Origin of the sequence: Okeania sp. SIO2F5, from assembly GCF_010692685.1 — a bacterium.
Classification (GTDB): Bacteria; Cyanobacteriota; Cyanobacteriia; order Cyanobacteriales; family Microcoleaceae; genus Okeania; species Okeania hirsuta.
This window is the reverse complement of sequence record NZ_JAAHGU010000003.1, coordinates 1-22,204: the sequence shown is the minus strand read 5'-3', so window position 1 is coordinate 22,204 and position 22,204 is coordinate 1. Positions and strand designations below refer to the sequence as shown.

General features: G+C 38.2%; 22 protein-coding genes and 1 pseudogene. 9 read left to right on the top strand and 14 right to left on the bottom strand.

Going from position 1 to position 22,204, the window contains the following annotated elements; genetic code table 11:
• The first annotated feature begins 31 nt into the window (after positions 1 to 31).
• The 6 genes from hcp to F6K27_RS01095 all read left to right on the top strand — a co-directional run bounded on the left by hcp (position 32) and on the right by F6K27_RS01095 (position 5,400).
• On the top strand, positions 32 to 1,678 hold the full coding sequence (gene hcp, locus F6K27_RS01115) for a hydroxylamine reductase (RefSeq protein WP_287276975.1): 1,647 nt from the start codon (positions 32 to 34) through the stop codon (positions 1,676 to 1,678).
• Between the two features lie 510 nt (positions 1,679 to 2,188).
• A complete protein-coding gene (locus F6K27_RS01110; RefSeq protein WP_287276952.1) occupies positions 2,189 to 3,190 on the top strand; it encodes a hypothetical protein in 1,002 nt (333 codons plus the stop codon).
• Between the two features lie 78 nt (positions 3,191 to 3,268).
• A complete protein-coding gene (locus F6K27_RS01105; RefSeq protein WP_124143864.1) occupies positions 3,269 to 3,559 on the top strand; it encodes a hypothetical protein in 291 nt (96 codons plus the stop codon).
• Complete coding sequence (locus tag F6K27_RS33435; RefSeq protein ID WP_124143865.1) at positions 3,552 to 3,662, top strand: zinc ribbon domain-containing protein; 111 nt, start codon at positions 3,552 to 3,554, stop codon at positions 3,660 to 3,662. Before F6K27_RS01105 ends, F6K27_RS33435 begins: the two co-directional genes overlap by 8 nt.
• A 630-nt stretch (positions 3,663 to 4,292) precedes the next feature.
• Entirely contained in the window at positions 4,293 to 4,517 is a 225-nt protein-coding gene (locus F6K27_RS01100) for a hypothetical protein (protein WP_124143866.1), read from the top strand.
• 16 nt (positions 4,518 to 4,533) lie between these two features.
• Entirely contained in the window at positions 4,534 to 5,400 is an 867-nt protein-coding gene (locus F6K27_RS01095; protein ID WP_287276953.1) for a NifU family protein, read from the top strand.
• A gap of 675 nt (positions 5,401 to 6,075) precedes the next feature.
• Here the strand turns inward: F6K27_RS01095 and F6K27_RS01090 are convergent.
• Together F6K27_RS01090 and F6K27_RS01085 are read right to left on the bottom strand one after the other, a co-directional pair.
• Positions 6,076 to 6,285 carry a hypothetical protein gene (locus F6K27_RS01090; RefSeq protein ID WP_287276955.1) on the bottom strand — a complete coding sequence of 70 codons (210 nt, stop codon included), beginning with the start codon at positions 6,283 to 6,285 and terminating at the stop codon, positions 6,076 to 6,078.
• A gap of 31 nt (positions 6,286 to 6,316) precedes the next feature.
• Positions 6,317 to 6,675, bottom strand: a pseudogene (locus F6K27_RS01085) (IS630 family transposase); the annotation flags it as partial.
• A gap of 56 nt (positions 6,676 to 6,731) precedes the next feature.
• On the opposite strand from F6K27_RS01085, the gene F6K27_RS01080 reads away from it, so the two are divergent.
• On the top strand, positions 6,732 to 6,878 hold the full coding sequence (locus F6K27_RS01080; protein ID WP_287276957.1) for a hypothetical protein: 147 nt from the start codon (positions 6,732 to 6,734) through the stop codon (positions 6,876 to 6,878).
• A gap of 491 nt (positions 6,879 to 7,369) precedes the next feature.
• On the opposite strand, the gene rimK is transcribed toward F6K27_RS01080, so the two are convergent.
• From rimK to F6K27_RS01060, 4 genes are all read right to left on the bottom strand, one after another.
• Complete coding sequence (gene rimK, locus F6K27_RS01075; RefSeq protein WP_287276959.1) at positions 7,370 to 8,275, bottom strand: 30S ribosomal protein S6--L-glutamate ligase; 906 nt, start codon at positions 8,273 to 8,275, stop codon at positions 7,370 to 7,372.
• Positions 8,276 to 8,302: 27 nt separating this feature from the next.
• The gene (locus F6K27_RS01070; RefSeq protein WP_287245261.1) at positions 8,303 to 8,755 is read right to left on the bottom strand and encodes an ATP-dependent zinc protease; all 453 of its coding nucleotides are present in this window, start codon (positions 8,753 to 8,755) and stop codon (positions 8,303 to 8,305) included.
• 788 nt (positions 8,756 to 9,543) lie between these two features.
• Entirely contained in the window at positions 9,544 to 10,698 is a 1,155-nt protein-coding gene (gene gcvT / locus F6K27_RS01065) for a glycine cleavage system aminomethyltransferase GcvT (protein WP_287276961.1), read from the bottom strand.
• Between the two features lie 389 nt (positions 10,699 to 11,087).
• A complete protein-coding gene (locus F6K27_RS01060; protein ID WP_287276963.1) occupies positions 11,088 to 11,615 on the bottom strand; it encodes a hypothetical protein in 528 nt (175 codons plus the stop codon).
• A gap of 173 nt (positions 11,616 to 11,788) precedes the next feature.
• Here F6K27_RS01060 and F6K27_RS01055 point away from each other — a divergent pair, with 173 nt between their 5' ends.
• The gene (locus F6K27_RS01055) at positions 11,789 to 12,109 is read left to right on the top strand and encodes a hypothetical protein (RefSeq protein ID WP_287276965.1); all 321 of its coding nucleotides are present in this window, start codon (positions 11,789 to 11,791) and stop codon (positions 12,107 to 12,109) included.
• Positions 12,110 to 12,154: 45 nt separating this feature from the next.
• Here F6K27_RS01055 and F6K27_RS34270 read toward each other — a convergent pair whose 3' ends face one another.
• From F6K27_RS34270 to F6K27_RS01025, 7 genes are all read right to left on the bottom strand, one after another.
• The gene (locus F6K27_RS34270) at positions 12,155 to 12,649 is read right to left on the bottom strand and encodes an IS630 family transposase (RefSeq protein ID WP_375339721.1); all 495 of its coding nucleotides are present in this window, start codon (positions 12,647 to 12,649) and stop codon (positions 12,155 to 12,157) included.
• A 3-nt stretch (positions 12,650 to 12,652) separates the two neighbouring features.
• Entirely contained in the window at positions 12,653 to 13,036 is a 384-nt protein-coding gene (locus F6K27_RS34265; RefSeq protein ID WP_375339720.1) for an IS630 transposase-related protein, read from the bottom strand.
• Positions 13,037 to 13,672: 636 nt separating this feature from the next.
• Positions 13,673 to 13,783 carry a universal stress protein gene (locus F6K27_RS01045; RefSeq protein WP_287244737.1) on the bottom strand — a complete coding sequence of 37 codons (111 nt, stop codon included), beginning with the start codon at positions 13,781 to 13,783 and terminating at the stop codon, positions 13,673 to 13,675.
• Positions 13,779 to 14,138, bottom strand: coding sequence for a universal stress protein (locus F6K27_RS01040; protein ID WP_287279744.1), 360 nt, complete (start codon positions 14,136 to 14,138; stop codon positions 13,779 to 13,781). Before F6K27_RS01040 ends, F6K27_RS01045 begins: the two co-directional genes overlap by 5 nt.
• A gap of 1,171 nt (positions 14,139 to 15,309) precedes the next feature.
• Positions 15,310 to 15,828 (bottom strand): hypothetical protein, encoded by a 519-nt coding sequence (locus F6K27_RS01035; RefSeq protein ID WP_287279743.1) that lies wholly within the window; start codon positions 15,826 to 15,828, stop codon positions 15,310 to 15,312.
• 297 nt (positions 15,829 to 16,125) lie between these two features.
• A complete protein-coding gene (gene petH / locus F6K27_RS01030) occupies positions 16,126 to 17,316 on the bottom strand; it encodes a ferredoxin--NADP reductase (RefSeq protein WP_287279742.1) in 1,191 nt (396 codons plus the stop codon).
• A gap of 592 nt (positions 17,317 to 17,908) precedes the next feature.
• Positions 17,909 to 18,061: a hypothetical protein gene (locus tag F6K27_RS01025; RefSeq protein WP_287279741.1), complete on the bottom strand. Its 153-nt coding sequence runs from the start codon at positions 18,059 to 18,061 to the stop codon at positions 17,909 to 17,911.
• Positions 18,062 to 18,824: 763 nt separating this feature from the next.
• On the opposite strand from F6K27_RS01025, the gene F6K27_RS01020 reads away from it, so the two are divergent.
• Complete coding sequence (locus F6K27_RS01020) at positions 18,825 to 19,841, top strand: phosphoribulokinase (protein WP_124147399.1); 1,017 nt, start codon at positions 18,825 to 18,827, stop codon at positions 19,839 to 19,841.
• Between the two features lie 599 nt (positions 19,842 to 20,440).
• On the opposite strand, the gene F6K27_RS01015 is transcribed toward F6K27_RS01020, so the two are convergent.
• Positions 20,441 to 21,931, bottom strand: a complete 1,491-nt coding sequence (locus tag F6K27_RS01015) for a CIA30 family protein (protein ID WP_287279740.1) — start codon at positions 21,929 to 21,931, stop codon at positions 20,441 to 20,443.
• Positions 21,932 to 22,204 lie beyond the last annotated feature (273 nt).

Below are 22,204 nucleotides of genomic sequence, written 5' to 3'. Positions count from 1 at the left end.
GAACACCAAATAGGAGAAAAAAATTATGTCTATGTTTTGCGAACAATGCGAACAAACCGCCAGTGGGCAAGGATGTCATCAGTGGGGAGCTTGTGGTAAAAGTCCAGAACTTAATGCTATACAGGATTTATTGGTTTACTGCTTGCGTGGGTTAGCAGAAGTCAGACTCCGAGCAAAAGAATTAAATATTCCCACTAGAGAAATAGACGTTTTCATCTGTGAGTCTATATTTGCCACAATGACAAATGTTAACTTTAACAAAAAAAGTTTTGCTGAATATATTAAGCAGGCGATCGCTCACCGGGAAAATCTGAAAACAAAAATCCAACAAACTAATACATCTATTCAATGGTCTGCTTTAGCTAACTACCAACCAGACTATACAGAAAGTTTATCCCTCCAAGGTGAAAATGCTTCCCTGAAATTTATTACTCAGTCTGGCAGTAACGTTGATATATTCTCCCTAAAACTCACCGTTATTTATGGCATCAAAGGTGTCGCTTCCTACAATTTCCATGCTCAGGAACTGGGAGAAGAGGATGAAAAAATTTATGACTTCATCGCCGAAGCATTAGTTGCCCTAGATAACCCAGACCTTACTCTTGATGACTGGGTAAACCTAGCATTGAAAGTGGGAGAAATTAATCTCAAAACAATGGAACTTTTAGATGCAGGTCATACCAAAACCTACGGTCATCCTGTTCCTACCTCTGTACCTTTGAACCCCCGGAAAGGAAAAGCAATTTTAGTTTCCGGTCACGATATTAGACAACTCGCAGAAATCTTAAAACAAACTGCTAATACTGGCATTACCGTCTACACTCATGGGGAACTTTTACCTGCCCACGGTTATCCGCTTTTGAAGCAACAATATTCTCACTTCTACGGTCATTATGGCACCGCTTGGCAGAATCAGACTAAGGATTTTGCTAAATTTCCTGGTCCAGTTATCGTGACAACTAATTGTTTGATGCCTCCCCATGAAAATTATGAGGATAAGTTGTTTAGTATTGGTCCGGTGGGATATCCCGGAATGACTCATTTGGATGCGGAAACAGATGGTATCCCTGATTTTACTTCTGTAATTCAAAAGGCGTTGTCGATGCCTGGGTTTACTGAAGATGGGGAACCGAAACAAGTAATGGTTGGTTTTGCTCGGAATACAGTTTTGAATGTTGCTGATACTGTAGTAGAAGCGGTGAAGCAAGGAAAAATTCGTCATTTCTTTTTAGTCGGTGGTTGCGATGGAGCAAAACCTGACCGCAATTATTATACAGAGTTTGTGGAAAAGGTTCCAGAAGATTGTGTGGTTTTGACCCTTGCTTGTGGTAAATTCCGCTTTTTCGATCAAGAAATGGGTATGATAGGGGAAATTCCTCGGTTGATGGATGTTGGTCAATGTAATGATGCTTATTCAGCAATTCAAATTGCTGTAGGTTTGGCAAAAGCGTTTGATGTGGGTGTGAACGAGTTGCCGTTGTCGATGATTTTGTGTTGGTATGAGCAGAAGGCGGTAGCTGTATTGTTGACTTTGTTATATTTGGGAATTCAGGATATTCGGTTGGGGCCAACTTTACCAGCGTTTATTTCGCCCAATGTGTTCGAGTTGTTAAGCCAAAAGTATAATTTACAGGCGATCGCTACTCCGGATGAAGATTTAGCTGCTTGTTTAGGTTGATTGGGATGTTTATCGTATAGCTAAGGAGTCAGGAGTCAACCCACCCCTCGCCCCTCCCCCTCCCCTCCTGGGAGGGAAGAAAGAAGAAAAAAGAAGGAAGAAGGAAAAAGCAAGAGCAGGAAAAGGAGAAAGTTTTTTGGTCGCGTAAGTGGAACGGAGTTCTATCGTGCTCTTATCCGGACATGATATAAGTAACCAAGATAACAGTTTTTTTTAGTAGTAAATGGTATTTAAAGTATCGTTTTCATCAAAAAATTAGTCTGCTCTGCTTCCTCTCTAATCCCTCTGCCTTCTTCTTTACCTTCATCAATATTGGTTATGTCGAACGCCGGATTTAGCGTAGTATGCGATCGATAATATTACTCAAATTCGGCAAAAATATAAAAAGAGTATAAACAATAAGAGGGGAATTAAGAATATTGATAAAATAAAAATAACTTGAAAGTTAAACTTGGATAATCATAAAAAAAACAACATATTTTTGTTAAAAATACTAATTTATTAAAAATTGTGCTTCAAACTATTAGTGATACCTCCGTTAGAGCAGCACTGAATGCCATTGAATCTGAATCAGCAAATGTTTCAGAAAAAATTCAGATGCTGATAGAAATGGCAAATGGGTTGCAACAAAAACCAAAAGACCCTAAACAACTGGATAATGCTATTGGCCTATATCAACAAGCGATAGAATTATCCAGCAACGATTATCCTCTGCTGCAAGCAAGAGCATTGGTAGGAATGGCAACAGCCTTAAGAGCTATGCCAGGAGAAGGACCCGATCTATTGCTAGAGGCAAGAGAAGCTTATGAAACTGCCCTAGAAATATTAAGGGAAGAAGGAATACCTGAAGAAGTTGCAGAAGCAGAAATGAATTTAGGCTTGGTATTACAAGCATTAGTTAGTTTTAACTTGGCAACAATGAAACAGGTAATAGAAGCATATCAGCGGGGGTTACTAATATTTACCGCAGATAAACACCCACAAGAATATGCCATATTGCAGAATAACATCGCGATCGCCTATCTCTCGATGACCCTATCTCCCGAAAGAGAAGGTATGCGACAAGCAATGGCAGTACAATCATTTGAGGAAGCATTAAAGGCAGTTAACCTCATCGAACATCCAAACGAATATGCGATGTTGCACAATAACTTGGCCAATGCCTTACAATACCTCCCCAGTCTGCACCCGGTAGATAATAATTTGCGGGCATTAACTGCATACAATGAAGCCTTGAAAGTCCGTACTGCAAAAGATACACCATTAGAGTATGCAGCTACAATCTCTAATAAAGCCAACCTGCTATTTAACTTACCAGATAATCCAAAACACCCAGAAGCAGGAAATCAGCAAAATCTACTCCAGGCAAAAATGCTCTATGAAGAAGCTCAAGCAATTTTTTGTCAGTATAGCGAAGTAGAAAGAGCAACAATAGTTTCCGAAGCATTAGCAGCAGTAGAAAGCGAACTATCACTTTTTGATTTTGACCGGAAAATAGGGTCTCAAGCCTAGGCTCGGTAAAAATATCCTTGCCTAACAGCCGGAGAGGATGTCAATCAGCAGTTACTACTAGATAGGAGAATAAACAAAATGAGCGGTCTAATTACCGTTGTCAATACTCTGATTACAAACTTGGAAGCTATACCCAGCTTTCAAATTTTTATCAGTAACTTAGTTACTGGAGAGATTACAATACTAACAGCCATATTCTGGCTAGGAGTTGCTAGCGGAATTTCGATTATTGCTGGTGCTATTGGTGGAATATGGTTGGCAGGAAAAGATTTAGGTTATAGTCTAGCTGCCATGATTGGTGGATTGTTTGGCCCTGCTGGTGTGATTCCGGCAGTTATTGTTGGCTTGGCAATTTTAAAATTTGTTTAGGAGCTTTGACTGCCCTGAGTGTGGGATATCTATAGACCGCGATCTGAATGCGAGTATTAATTTAAAAAATGCGGTCCGCTTGACCGTCAATGCCTGTGTATGAGTAACCGCCAACGGTCTCAGTTGTTTGCATAGCATTCCGTAGGAAAGCAGGAAGTAAACATTAAAATGTCACTAATTATGCGGTGCGACCCCGCGTCGGCGCAAGACGCAAGCGGTCAGACCCCGCGACGACGCCAGTCGCAAGCGGTCGGAACCCGCGTCGGCGTCAGACGCAAGGGAATGCCGACCAAGAGAGGGAACGCGCACCAAGAGAGACGTTTTATATCGGTTTTATGAAGCAGCAAGACATTGATTTAGGTAAGATGCACAGATGTTGAGCGTCTCCCTCGCTGATGGATTCGTATATCAAATCTGCTGCATCATATTTGTAAATCTTTGAAAAGATTTTAGTGGTTGGCAACGACAGGTTTGACAATCAGGTAGTCCTACTTGTGTAATGGTAGATGGGGATGAACAATGGTGCTTCATGGGAGCAAGATACGAGCAAGGAAGCATCTTGCTTCCACTGCTTTTGTCCTTGACCAAAATAATTAAAATAGACCACCATTACAATGCATCACTACCTAAATGTTTGAGTATTTGTTACAAACTTCAAACCATGCAATGAACATAAATGAATATATTCGTGCAACCCTACAATAACTAACAGTTGAAAAAAGGATAAACAATTATGCTAGAAGTCGGTTGGTTTAGTACCAAATTATTATTCAAAGGAAAACTACTACGAAATCCATTTTATTTTTTCAAACAAGTAGCCATAGGTACTTCTTTTGGTGCTCTATTACTAATAGTAATGGCACAAATGGGAACAACACTATTGTTTCCAATTATTATTTCTAGTTTGGCAACTGGAATCTCTATGCCATTTTTGCTGAAAGATTTGAAGTTGCAATAGGAAGAAAATAATAAAAATGACTCAAGCCAAACTTCCCTTGCAAGAGTCTGTGAGTCTAGAATCTCTAGTATCTGATATTAATCATTTTGAGCAGGTGATCGCTCATTGGGATGAAAATCAAAAAGTAGTGGTTGAAGGGTTGAAAAATGCCATAGAAGCATTACACAAAGAAGCTTTAACCCGATTAATTCGTAGTGTTAAACAGGAATCTATGCCAGCATTGCGTCAGGCAGTGCAAGATGAAGTAGTTTATAGTCTACTGCGCTACCACGAATTGATTAAACCACCTACGCCTTCTCTAGAAATCAGGGTTCAACAGGCATTAGATAGAGTGCGTCCAGGTTTGCAAAGTCATAATGGCAATGTGGAATTACTTGCCATAAAACTACCGGATACCGTGGAAGTAAAATTAGTGGGAAACTGTAGTAATTGTCCTGCTTCAACCTTAACCATGAAAGATGGAGTCGAGCAGGCAATTAAAACCCACTGTCCGGAAATCAAAAATGTGGTTTCGGTCAATACTCCAGTTACTGGAAAAACAAGCAATACTATTGCCAGTCCCTTTGCTGCACAAGAGGAAACAGGTTGGGTTGCTTTAGCAAATATTGACCAGATACCGAAAGGTGGTATTTTAGCTGTTGATATGGATGGGTTGAAATTAATTTTGACTCGTGTGGGTAATGATGTTATTGCCTATCGTAATAGTTGTAGTCATTTAGCCAAACCTTTAGATGAAGGAGAAGTAATAGAAGGTATTCTCACTTGCCCATTTCATAACTTTAAATATAACTTAGCAACCGGACAATGTTTGACTGCTCCAGAAATGACCTTGCAACAGTATCCGGTAACTATAAGAAGCGGTCGAATTTTGATTAAGTTTTAGGTAGAGAAAAGTTTCAAGTTTTGAAATTAGATATCTGTGAAAAAGAATGTAAGGACGCTCCTTGGAGTGTCCCTACAATTATTTTAGGAAATGCTGGGGCACATAAATATTATTGTGCCCTATTTTTATAGATTATGTCCCCTAGAAAACCACTTGATCTAGCAATTAGATGAGAGAAGAATCACTGATATTAGTTAGCGGGTAGTGGGTGGGTAGATGGAGAGATGGGGAGTGTGGGGAGATGGGGAGATGGGGAGATCGAGTCCGTTGGTATCGTTTGTGTAAATCTAAGGGTGAATATCTACAGGAAATTTAAGTTTTTTTTCAGCCTTTTAAGCCTTCTTCTCTTTTCCTTCTTCCTTCTTACTTTCCCTTACAATACTGATGCTATCAGACTTGATTTGAATATGCTTTTTAAGCTTTTTGAGAGTTCCTCGCAGATCAAACAGCAATATGCACGATCGCATCACCTTGATTAACCAGAGGATTTTGTAAACTACCGATAACTATTCCTGCACAGGAAGCATTAACAGTAGTATTTTTTTTCTCCAAAAGCATCTGAAATTATACCTAATATCAAATCCGGTTAAACAACCATAGAATGGTTAAGTTAGGAGTCCTCAGGAGTCAGGAGACAGTCCTCAGGAGGAGAAAGAATTACAAAGATGAGGGTAGTTATGACGATTGAAGATTTTTTTTATGTCCAATTAAACGGATTTGATATAAAACTTGCTTCTTAATAACTTTCTGACCTAGTTTGACATATAGTCTCAAAATTCCACTATTAGAAGCTCTCACCCACTTAGTCTCATAAACTTGTACCGTTGGTTGTGGATCTATGTACGTTTCTTGTTGATACATATTTAATGCTCCCATTACCTGCATAATCCCTTCTACTCCTACTAGCGCGTCTAGACTAAAATTGTGGGTAAAGATGATGTAGCTTGACCCTAGCATCAGCAGTAGAAAAGCGCCAATGAACCTTAGCTTGAGAAGCATTGCGTTCATCCTGCCATGCTCGAAGTTCTTGCTCTAGTATGCGATAGCTCCGAATCTGGCGATCGAGACATTGTTGATTAAGTACGCTTCTATTTCTGCGATATTTAGCCAACTACCATTGCGTGGGGTATGGTGAATTTCAAGGTGTCGAGCTAATTGATCAGCTTCTGATGCAGGAAACGCTTGATACAAAGAAGCAATATGATCAGTGTTAAGATTGTCGCAGACTAACTTGACCTTGCGTGCATTTGGATAGTCCACTAATAGGGTAGTCCTGTAAAAGTAATGATAGTGGAGTAAAATGAGGAAAATAGTCAACCATAGTTACCACTATGCCCAACTGCCCTCAATGTCACGGTCAACCCGTTGTCAAAAATGGCCAGCTCCACATTGTCAAAGTTGATGCCATATTGCTCAATTTAGAAACAGCTGTTCCTTGTGGATTACTGATTAATGAACTTCTGAATGAATGCTTTTAAACATGGTTTTCCTGACCAAAGAGTAGGAAAGGTTCAGATTGCGATGTTTAAAGATGTTAATCAAAAATTAGTATTTGAAGTATGTGATAATGGTATTGGAATACCTTCAAAAGTTAATTAGGAAACTTCTAACTCTCTGGACCTAAAACTCGTCCGTCTTTTGGCGAAACAGTTAAATGGAACTATTACTTTTGATACTTCTAACGGTACATCTATTAGCTTAATTTTCTCAGAGTTAAAGTACAAAAAACGGTTTTAAAATGTCAATTATATTATCTTTGGAGGTATGACAATGAAAATCCCTCTACCTCCTCTAAATTTCCCATTACTCCTGAGTTATAACTCCTGAGTTCTGACTCCTACCCCTGCCAAAAGACTTTTTCAGCAAACCCTAATTATTAATTATTAATTATTAATTATTAATTGTTGAAACCTACCACCTAATAAATTTACGGTCGCTAATTATCCGGACATAATATAACTACAACTTGTCAATCTTCAATGCGATCGCGCACTTGACCTTTTTCTGCATTCTTCTCTAAAAACTCAATTATCTTGCCAGAAACATCTACTCCTGTAGCTGCTTCTATTCCTTCTAAACCGGGAGAAGAATTCACTTCCATTACCACTGGGCCATGATTAGAGCGTAACAAATCTACTCCAGCAACTCTCAACCCCATTGCTTTAGCTGAACGCACAGCAGTTGAACATTCTTCAGGAGTTAATTTAATCTTTTCTGCTTTACCACCTCGATGCAAATTTGAACGAAATTCTCCCTCAGCTCCTTGTCTTTTCATAGATGCTATTACTTTATCTCCTACTACAAAACACCGCAAGTCTGCACCACCTGCTTCTTCAATAAATTCTTGCACTAAAATATTAGCATCCAAGCCACGAAAAGCTTCAATAACTGACTTAGCAGCTTGATAAGTTTCTGTTAAAACTACTCCTATTCCTTGAGTTCCTTCTAATAGTTTAATGACCAAAGGAGCACCTCCCACGGTATTAATTAAACCATCAATATCTTTAGTGGAATGAGCAAACCCAGTTACAGGTAATCCAATTCCTTCTCTAGCTAATAATTGCAAACAATGTAATTTATCACGAGACCGATAAATGCCTTGAGAAGGATTTGGGGTAAACACTCCCATCATTTCAAACTGTCTAACTACAGCCGTTCCATAAAATGTTTTAGAAGCACCAATGCGAGGAATTATAGCATCAAATCCTTCCAAAGGTTCACCCATATAAATCACTTGAGGCTTCATTGAAGTAATATTCATATAACACCGCAAGTAATCAATAACTTGCACTTTGTGACCTTGTTTTTTCCCTGCCTCTAGCAATTTTTTAGTTGAATAAAGAGTTGAGTCAGTGGATAAAATAGCGATTTTCATTTTGTTCTTTTCTACAATTTTTTCCTCTTATTTTTGACTATTTCTTGGGTTTTTATCTAAATAGGATTTGCCTGGGTCAATCAAGAAAAATTCTCGCACTGCTTGTCGCCCTAATAACATTCTAAATCCCATTAATTCCCGATTAGTTAATGTTAACTCAACTTGCCATTTTTTTTGCATTAAATGTACTTCTGTGAGAATAACAGGCCGTAATTCTGCTTGCCCACTAGAACTACGAACATGACGTTCATCTATTAATTGTGCTTCAGCAATTACCGTTTGATTCGTATCTCGTTGTTTAGGATGAATTTTAAATCTTACTCTTGGTTTATGATCAATTTCAAAGGTCTCAATATCAAAAGCGTGTAAACTAGAAGTACGAGCGCCAGTATCGATTTTTGCCTTGATTTTAGTAATGCCAATTTCCGGTAATTTTATCCATTCGCGCCAGCCAATAATTGGTAATTCTTGATGTTTCATTTTGAGTTTTAGGGAATAGGGAGTAGGGAGTAGGGATTAGGAGTTGTAGGGTGCGTTAGACGGTTAAAATTTAGACTGCGAAAACATTTAACAATCCGTCGTAACGCACCATTTGAGTTGTGTCACTCTACTACATACTATTACTTTTGACTTTTAAGTTTTAACTCATATCATAAGATGGTGCGTTACGGCGCAATTTTACGTTTTGAAGTACAACCATATAAATGTGGTTGCGCCTCACGCACCCTACTGGACTGATACAGCTAAAACTGTGCATTAGGGGGTAGGGGAGTAGGGAAGTAGGGGACCCACCCGCGCGCCCCTCCCAGCAGGGGAGTAGGGGAGTAGGGGAGAAAGATTGTTGTTGGGTTTATCCTACGGATAAGCTGACGCTAACGTCCCTCAACCCAACCTACACCTATTGCACAATTTAAGATGTGTCAGTCTACTACTAGCGTGTCTAGCTTGAAAATGTGGGTGAAAAAAAATTAACCTCCCAACCCCCTTCCCTACTAGCGTTGGGGGGATATCTCCCCTCTCGGAGCAGGAGAGGGGTTGGGGGAGAGGTCTTCGCTGGTTGCTCGCTCCTAAGCCACAATTTTAGTTTAGACACGCCACTACACTACTAATAAATATAGGGTGGTGGTGCATAGTAATGGTAGAGAGAGTGTGGGGAGATGGGGACCCACCCCTAACCCCGACCGTGGAGGGGAGTATGGGAGAAATTAAAAAATATATATCTTCACCAAAACCCATGCAGGACTACCAAATATAGTTGTAATTTTTCCCTATTCCCTGTTCCCTATTCCCTGTTCCCTATTCTTTCTATAAAAGGGTCGCTTAACAACAATAGCTGCATAATTTTTACCCCTAACTTCTACCTCCAATTTTTGACCTACCTTAGCTAATTTTTTAGGTACATAAGCTAGAGCGATCGCCTTTCCTAAACTTGGAGACTTAGTACCGCTGGTAACTTCCCCTACCACTTTGCCATCACTCAAAACAGGATAACCATGACGAGCAATAGAGCGATCAAGCATTTCCAAACCCACCAAACGTTTTGAGACTCCTTCTGCTTTTTGTGTTTCCAATACTTGACGACCAATAAATTCACCCTTTTTATCCAGATGAACTAACCAACTTAAACCCGCTTCCAGAGGAGTAGTCTCAGTATCAATATCTTGACCGTAAAGTGCCATTGCTGCTTCTAAACGTAGAGTATCTCTTGCTCCCAAACCGCAGGGAGTAACGCCAGCATTCAACAAATTGCGCCATAACTCCACACCCACGGAGGAATCTACCATAATTTCAAACCCATCTTCCCCAGTGTAACCAGTTCTAGCAATAAAACCAGGTTGCTCCAATACAGTAATATCTGAATGTCCGAAAAATCCAATTGCTGCCAAATTTTCCTTGACAAATTGTTGCACATAAGATTCTGCTTCCGGACCTTGTACAGCTAATAACACTTTTTCCTCAGAGACATCTTGAAATTTAACACCACTAGCTTCTAAATGACTTAATATCCATGCTTTATCATTAGCTTTAGTGGCAGCATTCACAATCATAAAACCCCGTGCTTCGTTGGTGAGGGGGTCATCACTTTGACGATAGAAAATGAAGTCATCAATAATGCCTCCCTCAGAGTTTAATAAGACAGTATATTGCGCTCTACCAGGTTCTAAACTGCTTAAGTCGGAAGGTACTAAATATTGGATTTTCTCAATTAGATCGTGACCTTGAGCGATAAACTTGCCCATGTGGGAAATATCGAACATTCCTGCTTTTGTGCGTACTGCCTCATGTTCAGTGCTGATGCTAGTGTATTGTACTGGCATTTCCCACCCAGAAAATTCTACCATTCTGGCCTTGAGTTCGGTGCATAAGTCATATAGAGGTGTGCGAGAAAGAGGTTGTGTATTGGATTCCGTTGACTTGGCCACTTATATGTCCCTAATTTAGAATAAACTTTATTGATTTTAGGATATTGTGGTTATTTACAGAGGTTATGAGTCATGAGTCAGGAGGGAAGAGTCAATAGTCATGGATCATCCTGATTTCAATTCACCAGGTAAGTTTGCCGGATGGGGGTACTTTAGGGGAAGAAGACTATATAGAACCCCTAACCGTATCTTCATATAAATATCAAGTTTTTTTGACTAGGAGACAGCTATACTGGAGACAGGAGACAGAAGGTAAAAGAGAAAAGGTTAAGAGGGAAGATTTGGGGAGAGATAATACAAAAAATTCAACACTCCTTCAACTGAATTTTCCTCAAAATTAATGCGCGAAAAGACTTGACTACCATAATTATATAGATCTCAAATGGGTTCTATACAAAATTAAACTGGTCTGAATTTAAAACTAGCTCGGTATGGTTTTGCACAAGAGCGATCAATTCTGGTTGGTTCTGATTCGCTATAGAAAAGATTTGTGTATGTTGTTGGTTTTCGCTCAGTTGTAGTTGATAGTCATCGGCATTACCATGTAATTGAATCCGGTCGCGATTTGGTTCAAAGTCATAAATAACTGCTAGGTCTTCAGCACCTGTGGTATTTGTTTGACCATCATCGTAATAAACTACATCTTCATCTCCTAAGACGAAGATATCTGTTCCTCTGTTACCCCAGATGTCATCGACTTCTCCTCTACCTGGAGTATTACTATCAGGATTGACACCAATTAACAAATCATTACCTTGACGACCTGTAATTTGGTCATTTCCTTCATTGCCAATGAGGGTGTCATTTTGGTTGGTGCCGATAATTTCTTCGTCTTCTGAAGATTCTTCCCAATTCTCAACTCCAGTTTGGTCTGTGCTAGCATTGAAGTTACCTACAGCATTTCCTGTACCAATCACATTATTACCACCACTGATAAAAGAGTTTTGTGACTGAGTAACAAAATCAATATCGCTATTTTCATTATCAGCAACAGTGCTAAAAGTAATAGTGGGACTTACACAACTTAACTGGCCAAATTAGACTATAATGCTTGTAAATCAATAATTTTACGTCGAAGCGATCGCAAGGAATGAAAGAAACAACCCCTACTGCAATGCCCCCTTGCTTTGAAAGGTGGTGTAAACAGTTTGATGATTGTTGGAAAAACCCACCCCAAAAAACAGGATTCCGCCACTATAGCAATGAGCGCTGGCACGCTTTACATACTACTAATGTCTTAACATGTAGTATTAAGTTCTGCTACATGACCGATATTTTTGATCTGCGATCGCAACTCAGTTCCTCTGTCGTGAGCCAAATATGCTTTGGCATGCCATATCTGACATCAGAAGGTCTGCGATCGTGTCTCGGTTTCACCCCATCCAACCATGCTGATCTTCAAGTTTTATAGACTCGCTCCTTGAAATTTAATTCCTTGGAATAATTGATTTAACTACTACGGAAAAACTTCAGGATTTTCCATGAAAGCTGCATCCACACAGTCTCTAAAATTCTTTGAGAATTTGAGTCTTTGTCTCATCCAATTTTTTAAGACAAACCACCAACGTTCTATCTTATTAAAATCTGGTGAGTAGGGTGGTAAATACCAAATTTCACACCCTTGCTTGGCCACTAATTCTTCTATATAAATTGATTTATGAAAGGTTGCATTATCCAATATAATAACTTGTCCTGGTTTTAATTTTGGTAGTAAAAATTTTTTTAACCAATTCTCAAACAAATTACGATCACAACTTCCTGTAAATCTTAAAGGAGCAAACATTTTTGATTGATTTATAGCTGCAATCCAACTTACTCTCTCAGTTCTTTTTCCCGACTTCATACCTGGTACTCTTTTCCCTTTCACCCCATAACCATAAGGATAATCTTCTCTATTATCTATTCCAGCTTCATCTACATATACAATATTTCTTGGGTCTATTTGATTCAATTTTCAGGCAAATTTTTCTCTTTCGCTCCTCATCTCTTTCTTGATAACCAGAGGTTTTTTTTTACGAGTCAAACCAAGTTTTTTTAAACTTCTACTAATAGTAAAACGACTACAATCCCCCCATTTTACAGCCATTTGTTTTTGAGTTTGATCATCATTAGTCTCAACAAATTTCTCAAATTTTTCCCAGTCTTTAATTTTAGGTGCTTGAGGAGGAGGTACACTTATTTTAGGGACTGTTGAACCTGTTACTAAATATTGGTCTCTCCACTTATGAAGAGTAGGTCGGCTGATCTTTAAGAGACGACTTACACGATTAATAGACATACCATTATTAATGAGATTAAGAGCACGTTCGCGTAAATCTTGACTATAAGGATGTACCATAACACTCACTAATTCTTTTCAGATTATTGATGATCAATTATTAACTGTAAATTGTAAATACCTGAACAGGCATCCTGAACATTTTGACAAAGACGCGATCGCGACAGCGTCACGGAGTTCGAGCGCGTAATTTATGAAAAATATAGGTCATACAGTCGCTGTAATACTATTATAGATTTGTATGTAGTATGTAAATATACCAGCGCACATTGCTATATTTGTGACATTATTTTTTCATGCATGGTATCAAATTTTCAGGTGAGTGGGATTGCACTTTCGTTCCGCTGTCGCGATTGCCGGAGGCACAGCGAAGCTATCGCATATCAAAAATGTCGGTCATGTAGCAAGTTTTATACTACACACAAAGACAGTAGTAGTATGTATGCATTGATGCCAGCCCTCACTGCTATAACATAGCACTCAAACTTTATTTGAATATATTAAAGTAAACAATTTCAAGCTATAAACTGTAAATTATCAATACCATTACAGACATCCTTAAAACTTTAAGGTTTAGCGATCGCCTAATTTATGAAAAATACAGCTCATACAGTTACTTTTATATTACATTGCAAATATCTATGTAACATGTAAAGATGCCAGCGCTCATTGCTATATATCCTATTCAATACTACTTCAATTTTCTAGTGTTTCTGGCGATCGCCAACTAGCAGGAATTACCAAAACTGGACAATGGGCACCATGCAAAATACCCTCACTAACACTACCCGCAAACAATTTCTCAATACCACTGCGTCCATGAGACCCTACTATAATTAAATCGGCAGCTAATTTTTTTGCCTCTCTCTGTCAAAATAGTCTCTACTGTAGAACCTTGAGTTAACAAAGCCACCGCATCAAGACCTTTTTGCCGTAGCTCCTCTACCAAATCTTGAATCTGTTGATGTTCTCTACGAAACTCTTGCGCCCAGCGATCGCGCTTAGGCTGAGGTCCAGTCTTAAAACCAACAAAATCAGGATCTGGTTCAGCAATATGAATTAACCATAATTTGCTGTTAAAAGCTTGGACTAAAGTTTCCGCTTGAGTAATAATAGCAGGAGTTATTTGAGAAAAGTCGAGGGCAACAACTATATTTTTCATTGGTAATTTAGGTTTTTAATTGAATATAGTTTCAGATATTATTGTTCTGATTAAGTTATACTAATTTACTCAAATAATGTTACCAAACTCTGCTTATTTGCCTTCTAAGGAATAGATATTTGTAGCCAAAATTTATCCAAATACTATTATATCATCTTTAATTTAAAATTAGTATTCAATGTGAAGAAACAGAAGAGTACAATCAGCATGGGAATAGAATAAATTAATATTTTTTAAGAAATTATAAAAAATACTACAGTTATATTTTTAAGCTGATATAATCATATATCAATATATTATATAGCAACGATAACAAAATGACACACATGATGGCAATGAATTGTGCTTGCGAATCCTGTTCATGTATTGTTTGTCCGATGGTGGCCCTAACGATAATCCCGATATTACTCATTGCGTTCAAGAAAATGATGAGTGCGATAAGTAGCGAATCACCTATAAGTAACAATACAAGTAGCGTCTGATTATAGAATTCAATCTTCTATATTTTTCTATGCTTACCTAGTATCAAGAACATCCTCATGTTACTAGAGTTGAAAATATCGCTGCGCCATCGGTAAAATTGTAGCAGATGCACAATTCAATAACTTTTTATCCGCTTTCACTTCATAGCTTTCAGGGTCAATCTATATTTTTTTTGGTAAAGCATCATTTAACTTCATATCCTGATTTGCGGATTTGCTATTACTAGCGCGTCTAGCTTGATTTTGTAGGTAAGTTTTATATCTCAGACCGATGCAAGTATAAACTTTACCTTGCATTTTCATTTCATAGATGAGCATAGAAAAAATTGTATCGTAGCATTATAACGATAAAATTATAATGAATAAAACCTGTATGCGCAACCACTAGTATTAAAAGCTGTCCTTCTAGGACGGGGTTTTAGACCTCAATTATCGGTAATATTACTTGTAATTATATAGTTACTAAAGGTAGAATCTTTACTATTGCATTACCAATTGTGTGATACCATATCTGGTTATTATAGGAATGTGTAGGGTTAAAATACCCTGGCTCTCATTTTCAACTAATTTTTTGATAGTGGTGCATTCTTGTGGCAGATGCAAAACTCAATTACTAATAGTTTAGCTAGTAATTCTATTCATCATTATTACCAACTATACACCACTACCACTTAATTTCTAAATTTAAGTTATCCGACTGGAACTAAATCAACTTCATCTGCACCACCAGTTTCACCTTGACCAGATGTAATTTGTTCTCCATTAACTTCAACAGCTAAATTTGTACCGTCTAAGTTAACATTATAGTCAGTAGCATCAGCAGTATATCCTACACTAGCAACCATTTGCCTACCTGCATCAGTGTATTGGAATCCCATCAATTGATTTTTTTCTTTTTCGTTATCGTAAGACCATATTACCATGTATTGTTGGTCTTGATATTCAAATACTTTAGGTGGACGAGTAGGAACATAACGACCTGGAGCGCCAAAACTGGCATCAAGGAAAGGCTGTACTGACTCAGGTTCCACAGTCGCAAAAGCAATATCATCAGCTTCTAGCTCTACTTCTGCGTCTTCAGTTGCTTCTGGATCGGGTTCTTCTTGATCGCGGTTCTGGAAATAATCTACAGCTTTTTTTACACCATACCCAGTAGCTGCTACACCAGCAACACCAGCGACAATTTTAGCAAGATTACCAAAGTTCATTTTGTTCTCCTAATTTGGATTTTGCATTAATTAAATTTAAGAGAAGTGACACCAACCCAAATATTGGGAGAATATCTAGGCAATTTTTGTCCCCTGTCTCTATTTATTAGTAACTCAACCAACTTGATACTAGCAGAATTTGTTTCTCACGAACAATTCTGAGGCAGATGTTTTTTGTCCCTAAAACCGAAAAGGGAGAGGTTTATTTGATACCTCTCCCTCGGTGATCGAAAATGAATTGATGATTAACTTACTATTATAGCATAACTGCTAAATTTTGATGAATGTACACCAGTATTAGTAAGTTTCAACGTGCCAGCGGTCTTCTTTTTTCAAGGTCTTTTGATAATCACTCCAATTAACATCAAACTTCTCGGTAACAGCAGACATTCCTTCATCAATGCCACCTTCCATACCTTTTAAACCACAGATGTAAGTGTGAGTACTTGGCTTTTGAATCTTTTCCCACAATTCATCAGCGTGTTCTTGAATTCTGTGCTGAATATACATTTTTCCACCATCTTTATTCTTTTGTTCGCGGCTAATAGCATAAGTTACGCGGAAATTATCAGGGAACTGACGTTGCAGTTCTTCAAGCTCTTCTTTGTAAAGAATATTGGGAGTGTAAGCACAACCAAAGAATAACCAGGCCAAACCTTTAAACTGATAATCAGGGTTTTGTTCTCTTTCCTTAAACATCCGCCAGATAAAAGCACGGAAAGGAGCAATTCCTGTACCTGTTGCGATCATAATAATAGTTGCGTCTTCATCATCAGGCAGCAACATATCCTTACCTACTGGCCCAGTAATGGCCACATCTGCACCTGCTTCCATACCACATAGGTAAGAAGAACATACGCCATAGATTCTTTCGCCTGTTTCTGGGTGATTGTATTCTAGACGACGCACACACAGAGACACAGTTTGATCGTCAAGATTATCGCCGTGACGAGTAGAAGCGATGGAGTAAAGCCTTAACTTATGAGGTTTACCCCTATCATCTGTTCCCGGTGGAATAATACCAATACTTTGACCTTCTAGATAGTGCAAGTCGCTACCAGAAAGGTCAAATACTAAGTGACGAACAGTACCTTCACCACCTTCACGCACTAATTCAGTGCTGGAAAGACATTTGCCGATGAATGGTTTTTTGGGGCGATAGATATTTGCCGGAACATCCTTATGTGACTTAGGTTTAGCTTGAGTCATGGGTTTAGTTGTTTCTCCTGTAGTTGTTTGACCGTTAATTTGAGAGCTTTCACTCAGAGCTTTAATGCTGATAATTTTGCCTCCCATCCGTGTAATCCTTTGCATTTCTTGGTTCATGCGGTCATAAGGTACAGTGATATAAACAGTTCCACTGCGACGGATGGGGCTATTTGTTTTGTCAGTAATTTTACTCTGACGTAAACCTTCGACTTCGTATACAAAAGTACGACTACCGTATTCTGTATTGGTTTTTACTCCCAATGCAGTTTGAGTTTTCATTAGTTGATTTCTCCATTTAGATAAAGTATATTGCCAAGAGATGATGAGTCTTTTTATTTAAGTGTTTTTTAAGATACTCTGGTATAATGGCCAGTAGGTTTTAAGTCTATATTTCAGAGATTTAGTGCTGAAAATCTTGTTTTCCTTATGGCATCTTGTTTATTCACTAATTCATTCTATGATTAGGAAGTAACCTAAAAGTAGAACTACAATAGGATGAGTAAAACTAATATTTTTTTCAGTTGTTTACTCTGATGTAGCTTCTCAAGCTTCAATAAAAAGAGGCAGTATAGTGTTCTGTATTGTTTTTACACTATGACTAAGTGCTGTTTGAATTGTCATTATTGACCGATCTTTGATTATGGTACAAATACACTTTTCACCCACAAGAATTTCACTTTTATTACAGCTTGAGTCTCTATATAAGATGCTTTTAAGTATATGGCCAATACAGAAACATCTTTTTTCACTCTTTATTTATCTCTAAGACATTGTTAATTCTTGGCATTAATCAATTCTGACTATTTTACATATAAAATGCAGAGTGGTCTTAATTTCTTTTAAGTTCTGTAGCTAATTATTAAATTAATAGTCAGTAGTCAGTAGTCAATAGCCAGTAGTCAGTAAAACTGAGAGTGCTTTCTATGGAGATTCTCAACCCACCAACCCCATTGGCACTGCGGGTGACGGTGACGGTAAGGATTAAATTCACAAGAGTTGAAGAAGGCAGAAGGGAAAATTGCATGGGGATGTTTTCGACAAACCACTTCGTGTCTGATAACCCCAACCAATTTTAATCACCGTGTAGATGGTGGGGTATTAAATCCATGAGAGATAAAGATAAAAATAAAACAATATCATCAGTCCAATTTATCTGACTTAATTCATATTTTTTATGAAAATTGGCGAAAATAAATCAACCAAATACAATCACTAGGATTTATAGGTGGAGAGGTAAAAATGCTTACAGAACTGAAAGTCCCTTGATTTATAACGTTTGGCTTTCCAAAAAATGACTTTTGTCTATAGAACTCATTCCAACAGAGTACTGTTGATTAAGCTTTTATTTTCTTTGATCCTTGTAGGGAAGATCCCATTCTGATATGATATTTTACAAAAGTTAGTAATAAAGACTTTAGAGTCAATAGCTTCAAAGTCTGTCCAAAAGTCCAACGACAGTGAGCTGTCTTAGCTTTTTACTGTGTAGCAAAGCAACACTTTCAAGTGAAGTTGTTTTATGTGGACACCAAGTTCATTAGACTTGTCTATTGATTTAGCTTAACCCGCCAGAAAACCTCAAGTCCCTCCTCATTCAGAGGATGTGGCCAGGAAAATGGGTCAGTTTATGATTAAATTTTGATAGAGTAAGTCTAAATGGAGCATTACAGGAATCAACACAGCTCAAGAAATGCTCAGGAACTTGTCCTGGACTCACTCAGAAGCTGAGACTCACCCAAAAAAAAGTATGGGATATGTCATTAAACTTTGTTTTGTGTTAGAGGGGAACTATTGTGAAAAAACCAGATAGAGTAGTATTAATTGGAGTTGCCGGAGATTCTGGATGCGGAAAATCTACTTTTTTGCGTCGTGTAACAGATGTATTTGGAGAAGATTTTGTTACAGTTATCTGCCTGGACGACTACCATAGTCTAGATCGTAAGCAACGTAAAGAAACAGGAATTACTGCTCTTGACCCAAGGGCCAATAATTTTGACTTGATGTATGAGCAAATTAAAGCTCTAAAGGAAGGTCAGTCTATTGATAAGCCAATTTATAACCACGAAACTGGCATGATTGACCCACCGGAAAAAGTTCATCCCAATCATATTATAGTGATTGAGGGTCTTCATCCTCTATTTGATGAGCGCGTGCGATCGCTACTTGACTTTAGTGTCTATCTAGATATTAGTGATGAAGTTAAAATTGCTTGGAAAATCAAGCGCGATATGGCAGAAAGAGGCCATCGTTACGAAGATGTACTTGCTTCTATCAATGCTCGTCGTCCAGACTTTGATGCTTATATTGACCCACAAAAAGCTCATGCAGATGTGGTCATTCAAATTTTGTCCACCAAACTTATTCCTGATGATCAGGAACATAAAGTCTTACGAGTACGCTTGATCCAACGTGAAGGTGTAGAAGGCTTTGAACCAGTATATCTGTTTGATGAAGGATCGACTATTAACTGGATTCCTTGTGGACGTAAGCTTACTTGTTCCTATCCTGGAATTAAAATGTTCTATGGCCCAGATGCCTATTTCGGCCATGAAGTTTCTGTCTTAGAAGTAGATGGTAACTTTGATAACCTGGAAGAAATGATTTACGTTGAAGGACACCTCAGCAATACTGCCACTAAATACTATGGTGAGATGACCCACATGATGAGGGAACACCAAGACTATCCAGGTTCCAATAATGGTAGTGGACTGTTCCAAGTTTTAGTCGGTCTGAAAATGCGTGCAACTTATGAGCGTTTGACTGCTAAAGTTTCTCCAGATGAAAAGGTAGCAGCAGTAGTTTCATAAACATCCAGAAGAAAATTTTCTATCTGAAAAAAAACGCGAGTGGTTAATTTCACTTCGCGTTTTTTTGTTTGATAGATATATAGCAGAAGGAAGAAGGAATAAGGCGTTTAGTTATCTAGGCGATTAGTTATAGCAACTGCCATAACTGTTAGGACGCTTGACGCAAGACAAATTCCATAGCATCCTGTAAACACTTCATATCTTTTAGGCAGCGACGAATTCTATAGCAACCGCCTGGTTGGTGTTTGACAATTAGTGCGAGGATCTTGCTCGCGTTATCAATCATCATAATTACCCGATGTCCTAACTATAGTGGCGACTGCTATATCTACCAGAGAAGGAAGAAGGAAAAATCTGGCGTTGTCTGAGTTTTAAGCTTTTTGATAGGCTAGGGCTTTAGCCAGTAATATCAAATTGCACATAAATCCAATCAGGTAATAATCAGGGTTTTAAGCTATTGATTTTGAGGGCATTTAACCGGATTTGATATGAGATATCTATCTTATTGCTCAAGCCCTACTACGAGAGCTTCTAACTTATAACTATTCAACCGGACATGATATTACCCACGAGGTTTGTGAACAATTGCTAAATACTTTTTAAACTGTCACAGTTAATTTATTTTTATCAGCTTCTAAACTATTAAATAACTTCTGCCAATTTTCAGAAGTTGCTTGATTTTCCTTATCTCCTTTTGCCTCAAAAGTTGTATTGCAAGCCTGTATTTCTTCTAAAACTTTAATACAAAGTTCGGCAATATCATCCCGACTAACAATACCTTTAATATTATCACCTTGGTCAAATATTAATGCTTGACCGCCTGGTTGTTCAGTCATTCCACAAGGTCGAATAACAGTGTAATTAATCCCACTAGAACGAATAACTTCTTCTCCTTTTAATTTCCAATTCAACAAACCTTTTAATTGGTCATTAAACTTCACTGCTGGAGGTTGTTCATCTAAGTTTAAACCTGGTCGCCCCGGACGAGTTACACCTGCCGAACTAACCAATACAAATTTAGGTAATTGGTCGCTACCATAAGTTTTAATTGACTCAATTTCTAACTGAAAAAATCCTGGTGTAAATTTAGGATTAAGTTCTCGGTTATATTCAAATTTACTCAACATTAATTGGTAAGAATAAATTTGACTGGGATTAAATGGTTGAGCATTTTCGACAACTTTGGCACGAAATACTGGAGTTAAATCTTTAAATGGAATGCGAATAGTTGTCCAGATATTGTAAACAGTGTCAAAAGAATAGCAGTAACCAACTCCATCCCATTTGTCTTCACAGCGCAGGAAAAATTTATAACGTTTGCCATCTCCTTTCACTCGGAGTTCAATACCAGCAGAACCCAATAAATTCATTGGAGGGTCGAAGTTACGGGTACGCACGGAGACGAAACCGCCTGAGTTTTCTGTGGAGACATTACCAGAGAAAACAGCACCGCTGTCTGTGAGACGAATAGAACTTTCGCTGACTCCCCCCATAACAACATCATCTAATGCACCCCAAGTTTGTTTGAGGTCTTGGGTAGGGTTGGTGAAGTCAAACAGGATTTTTTCGTTGCTTGGTTGTAGTTGTGGTTTTGCTGCTGCTACTAAATTTTTCATACCTTCGTATTCGACGAGTTGGGGGTCTTCCACAACTTCTGGCATGAAAAATTTGATGCCTTGATAATATTTTTCCCGGTTTGGGTTGTCTCCCTCTACAGGTTGTACTCGCGTTCCTGTACAACAGATGATTTTGCTAACGTTTTTGAATATTTCGGGGGTGAGGGTTTCTGGTTTGGTAATGTCGGCAGTTACTATTTCAACGTTTTTGCCGAGAACTTTCTGAGCTTTTTTGGCATCTCGAACGAGCGATCGAACTTGATAACCCCGCTTCAGTAGTCTAGGTACAACTCGTTTACCAACTCCACCATTAGCACCCACTACTAATACTACTTGTGATTTTTCTGGTGTTTTGGGTGTCTTTTCACCAAATAATTTTTGTAGCCATTTAAAACTCCCAACAAAGGGAACAACCCCAAAATAGGCTAGGGTCTGAAATAGTCTATTCACTTTAGATGTTTGGTTATCAGTCATGGCCATATCCTTAAACTCTAAACTTTTCTTTTACAATATATATTAAGATATATTAAGAAATTTTGCCGAATGGCCTTATGGAGAATTAATTTTTTGATTTTAGGAGGATAGACTATGAGTAACTGGGGTAATACATTTAAAAATAAGGCGTTGCTGAATTAAGGTATGATTGTAGAAAAGTAGCGATCGCGCTCACTATCAAATAATTTATATTATTTGAATAAGGAGTTGGCACATCTCTAAATTTGAGAAGCGTGAATTAATAATTGAATA

What these genes read in the sequence shown, in the direction of transcription:
- hcp (WP_287276975.1), top strand. Translation starts at nt 32, where the DNA reads ATGTTTTGCGAACAATGCGAACAAACCGCCAGTGGGCAAGGATGTCAT.
- F6K27_RS01105 (WP_124143864.1), top strand. Translation starts at nt 3,269, where the DNA reads ATGAGCGGTCTAATTACCGTTGTCAATACTCTGATTACAAACTTGGAA.
- F6K27_RS01100 (WP_124143866.1), top strand. Translation starts at nt 4,293, where the DNA reads ATGCTAGAAGTCGGTTGGTTTAGTACCAAATTATTATTCAAAGGAAAA.
- F6K27_RS01095 (WP_287276953.1), top strand. Translation starts at nt 4,534, where the DNA reads ATGACTCAAGCCAAACTTCCCTTGCAAGAGTCTGTGAGTCTAGAATCT.
- F6K27_RS01090 (WP_287276955.1), bottom strand. Translation starts at nt 6,285, where the DNA reads ATGCAGGTAATGGGAGCATTAAATATGTATCAACAAGAAACGTACATA.
- F6K27_RS01080 (WP_287276957.1), top strand. Translation starts at nt 6,732, where the DNA reads ATGCCCAACTGCCCTCAATGTCACGGTCAACCCGTTGTCAAAAATGGC.
- rimK (WP_287276959.1), bottom strand. Translation starts at nt 8,275, where the DNA reads ATGAAAATCGCTATTTTATCCACTGACTCAACTCTTTATTCAACTAAA.
- F6K27_RS01070 (WP_287245261.1), bottom strand. Translation starts at nt 8,755, where the DNA reads ATGAAACATCAAGAATTACCAATTATTGGCTGGCGCGAATGGATAAAA.
- F6K27_RS01055 (WP_287276965.1), top strand. Translation starts at nt 11,789, where the DNA reads ATGAAAGAAACAACCCCTACTGCAATGCCCCCTTGCTTTGAAAGGTGG.
- F6K27_RS34265 (WP_375339720.1), bottom strand. Translation starts at nt 13,036, where the DNA reads ATGGTACATCCTTATAGTCAAGATTTACGCGAACGTGCTCTTAATCTC.
- F6K27_RS01040 (WP_287279744.1), bottom strand. Translation starts at nt 14,138, where the DNA reads ATGAAAAATATAGTTGTTGCCCTCGACTTTTCTCAAATAACTCCTGCT.
- F6K27_RS01035 (WP_287279743.1), bottom strand. Translation starts at nt 15,828, where the DNA reads ATGAACTTTGGTAATCTTGCTAAAATTGTCGCTGGTGTTGCTGGTGTA.
- petH (WP_287279742.1), bottom strand. Translation starts at nt 17,316, where the DNA reads ATGAAAACTCAAACTGCATTGGGAGTAAAAACCAATACAGAATACGGT.
- F6K27_RS01025 (WP_287279741.1), bottom strand. Translation starts at nt 18,061, where the DNA reads ATGCAATTTTCCCTTCTGCCTTCTTCAACTCTTGTGAATTTAATCCTT.
- F6K27_RS01015 (WP_287279740.1), bottom strand. Translation starts at nt 21,931, where the DNA reads ATGACTGATAACCAAACATCTAAAGTGAATAGACTATTTCAGACCCTA.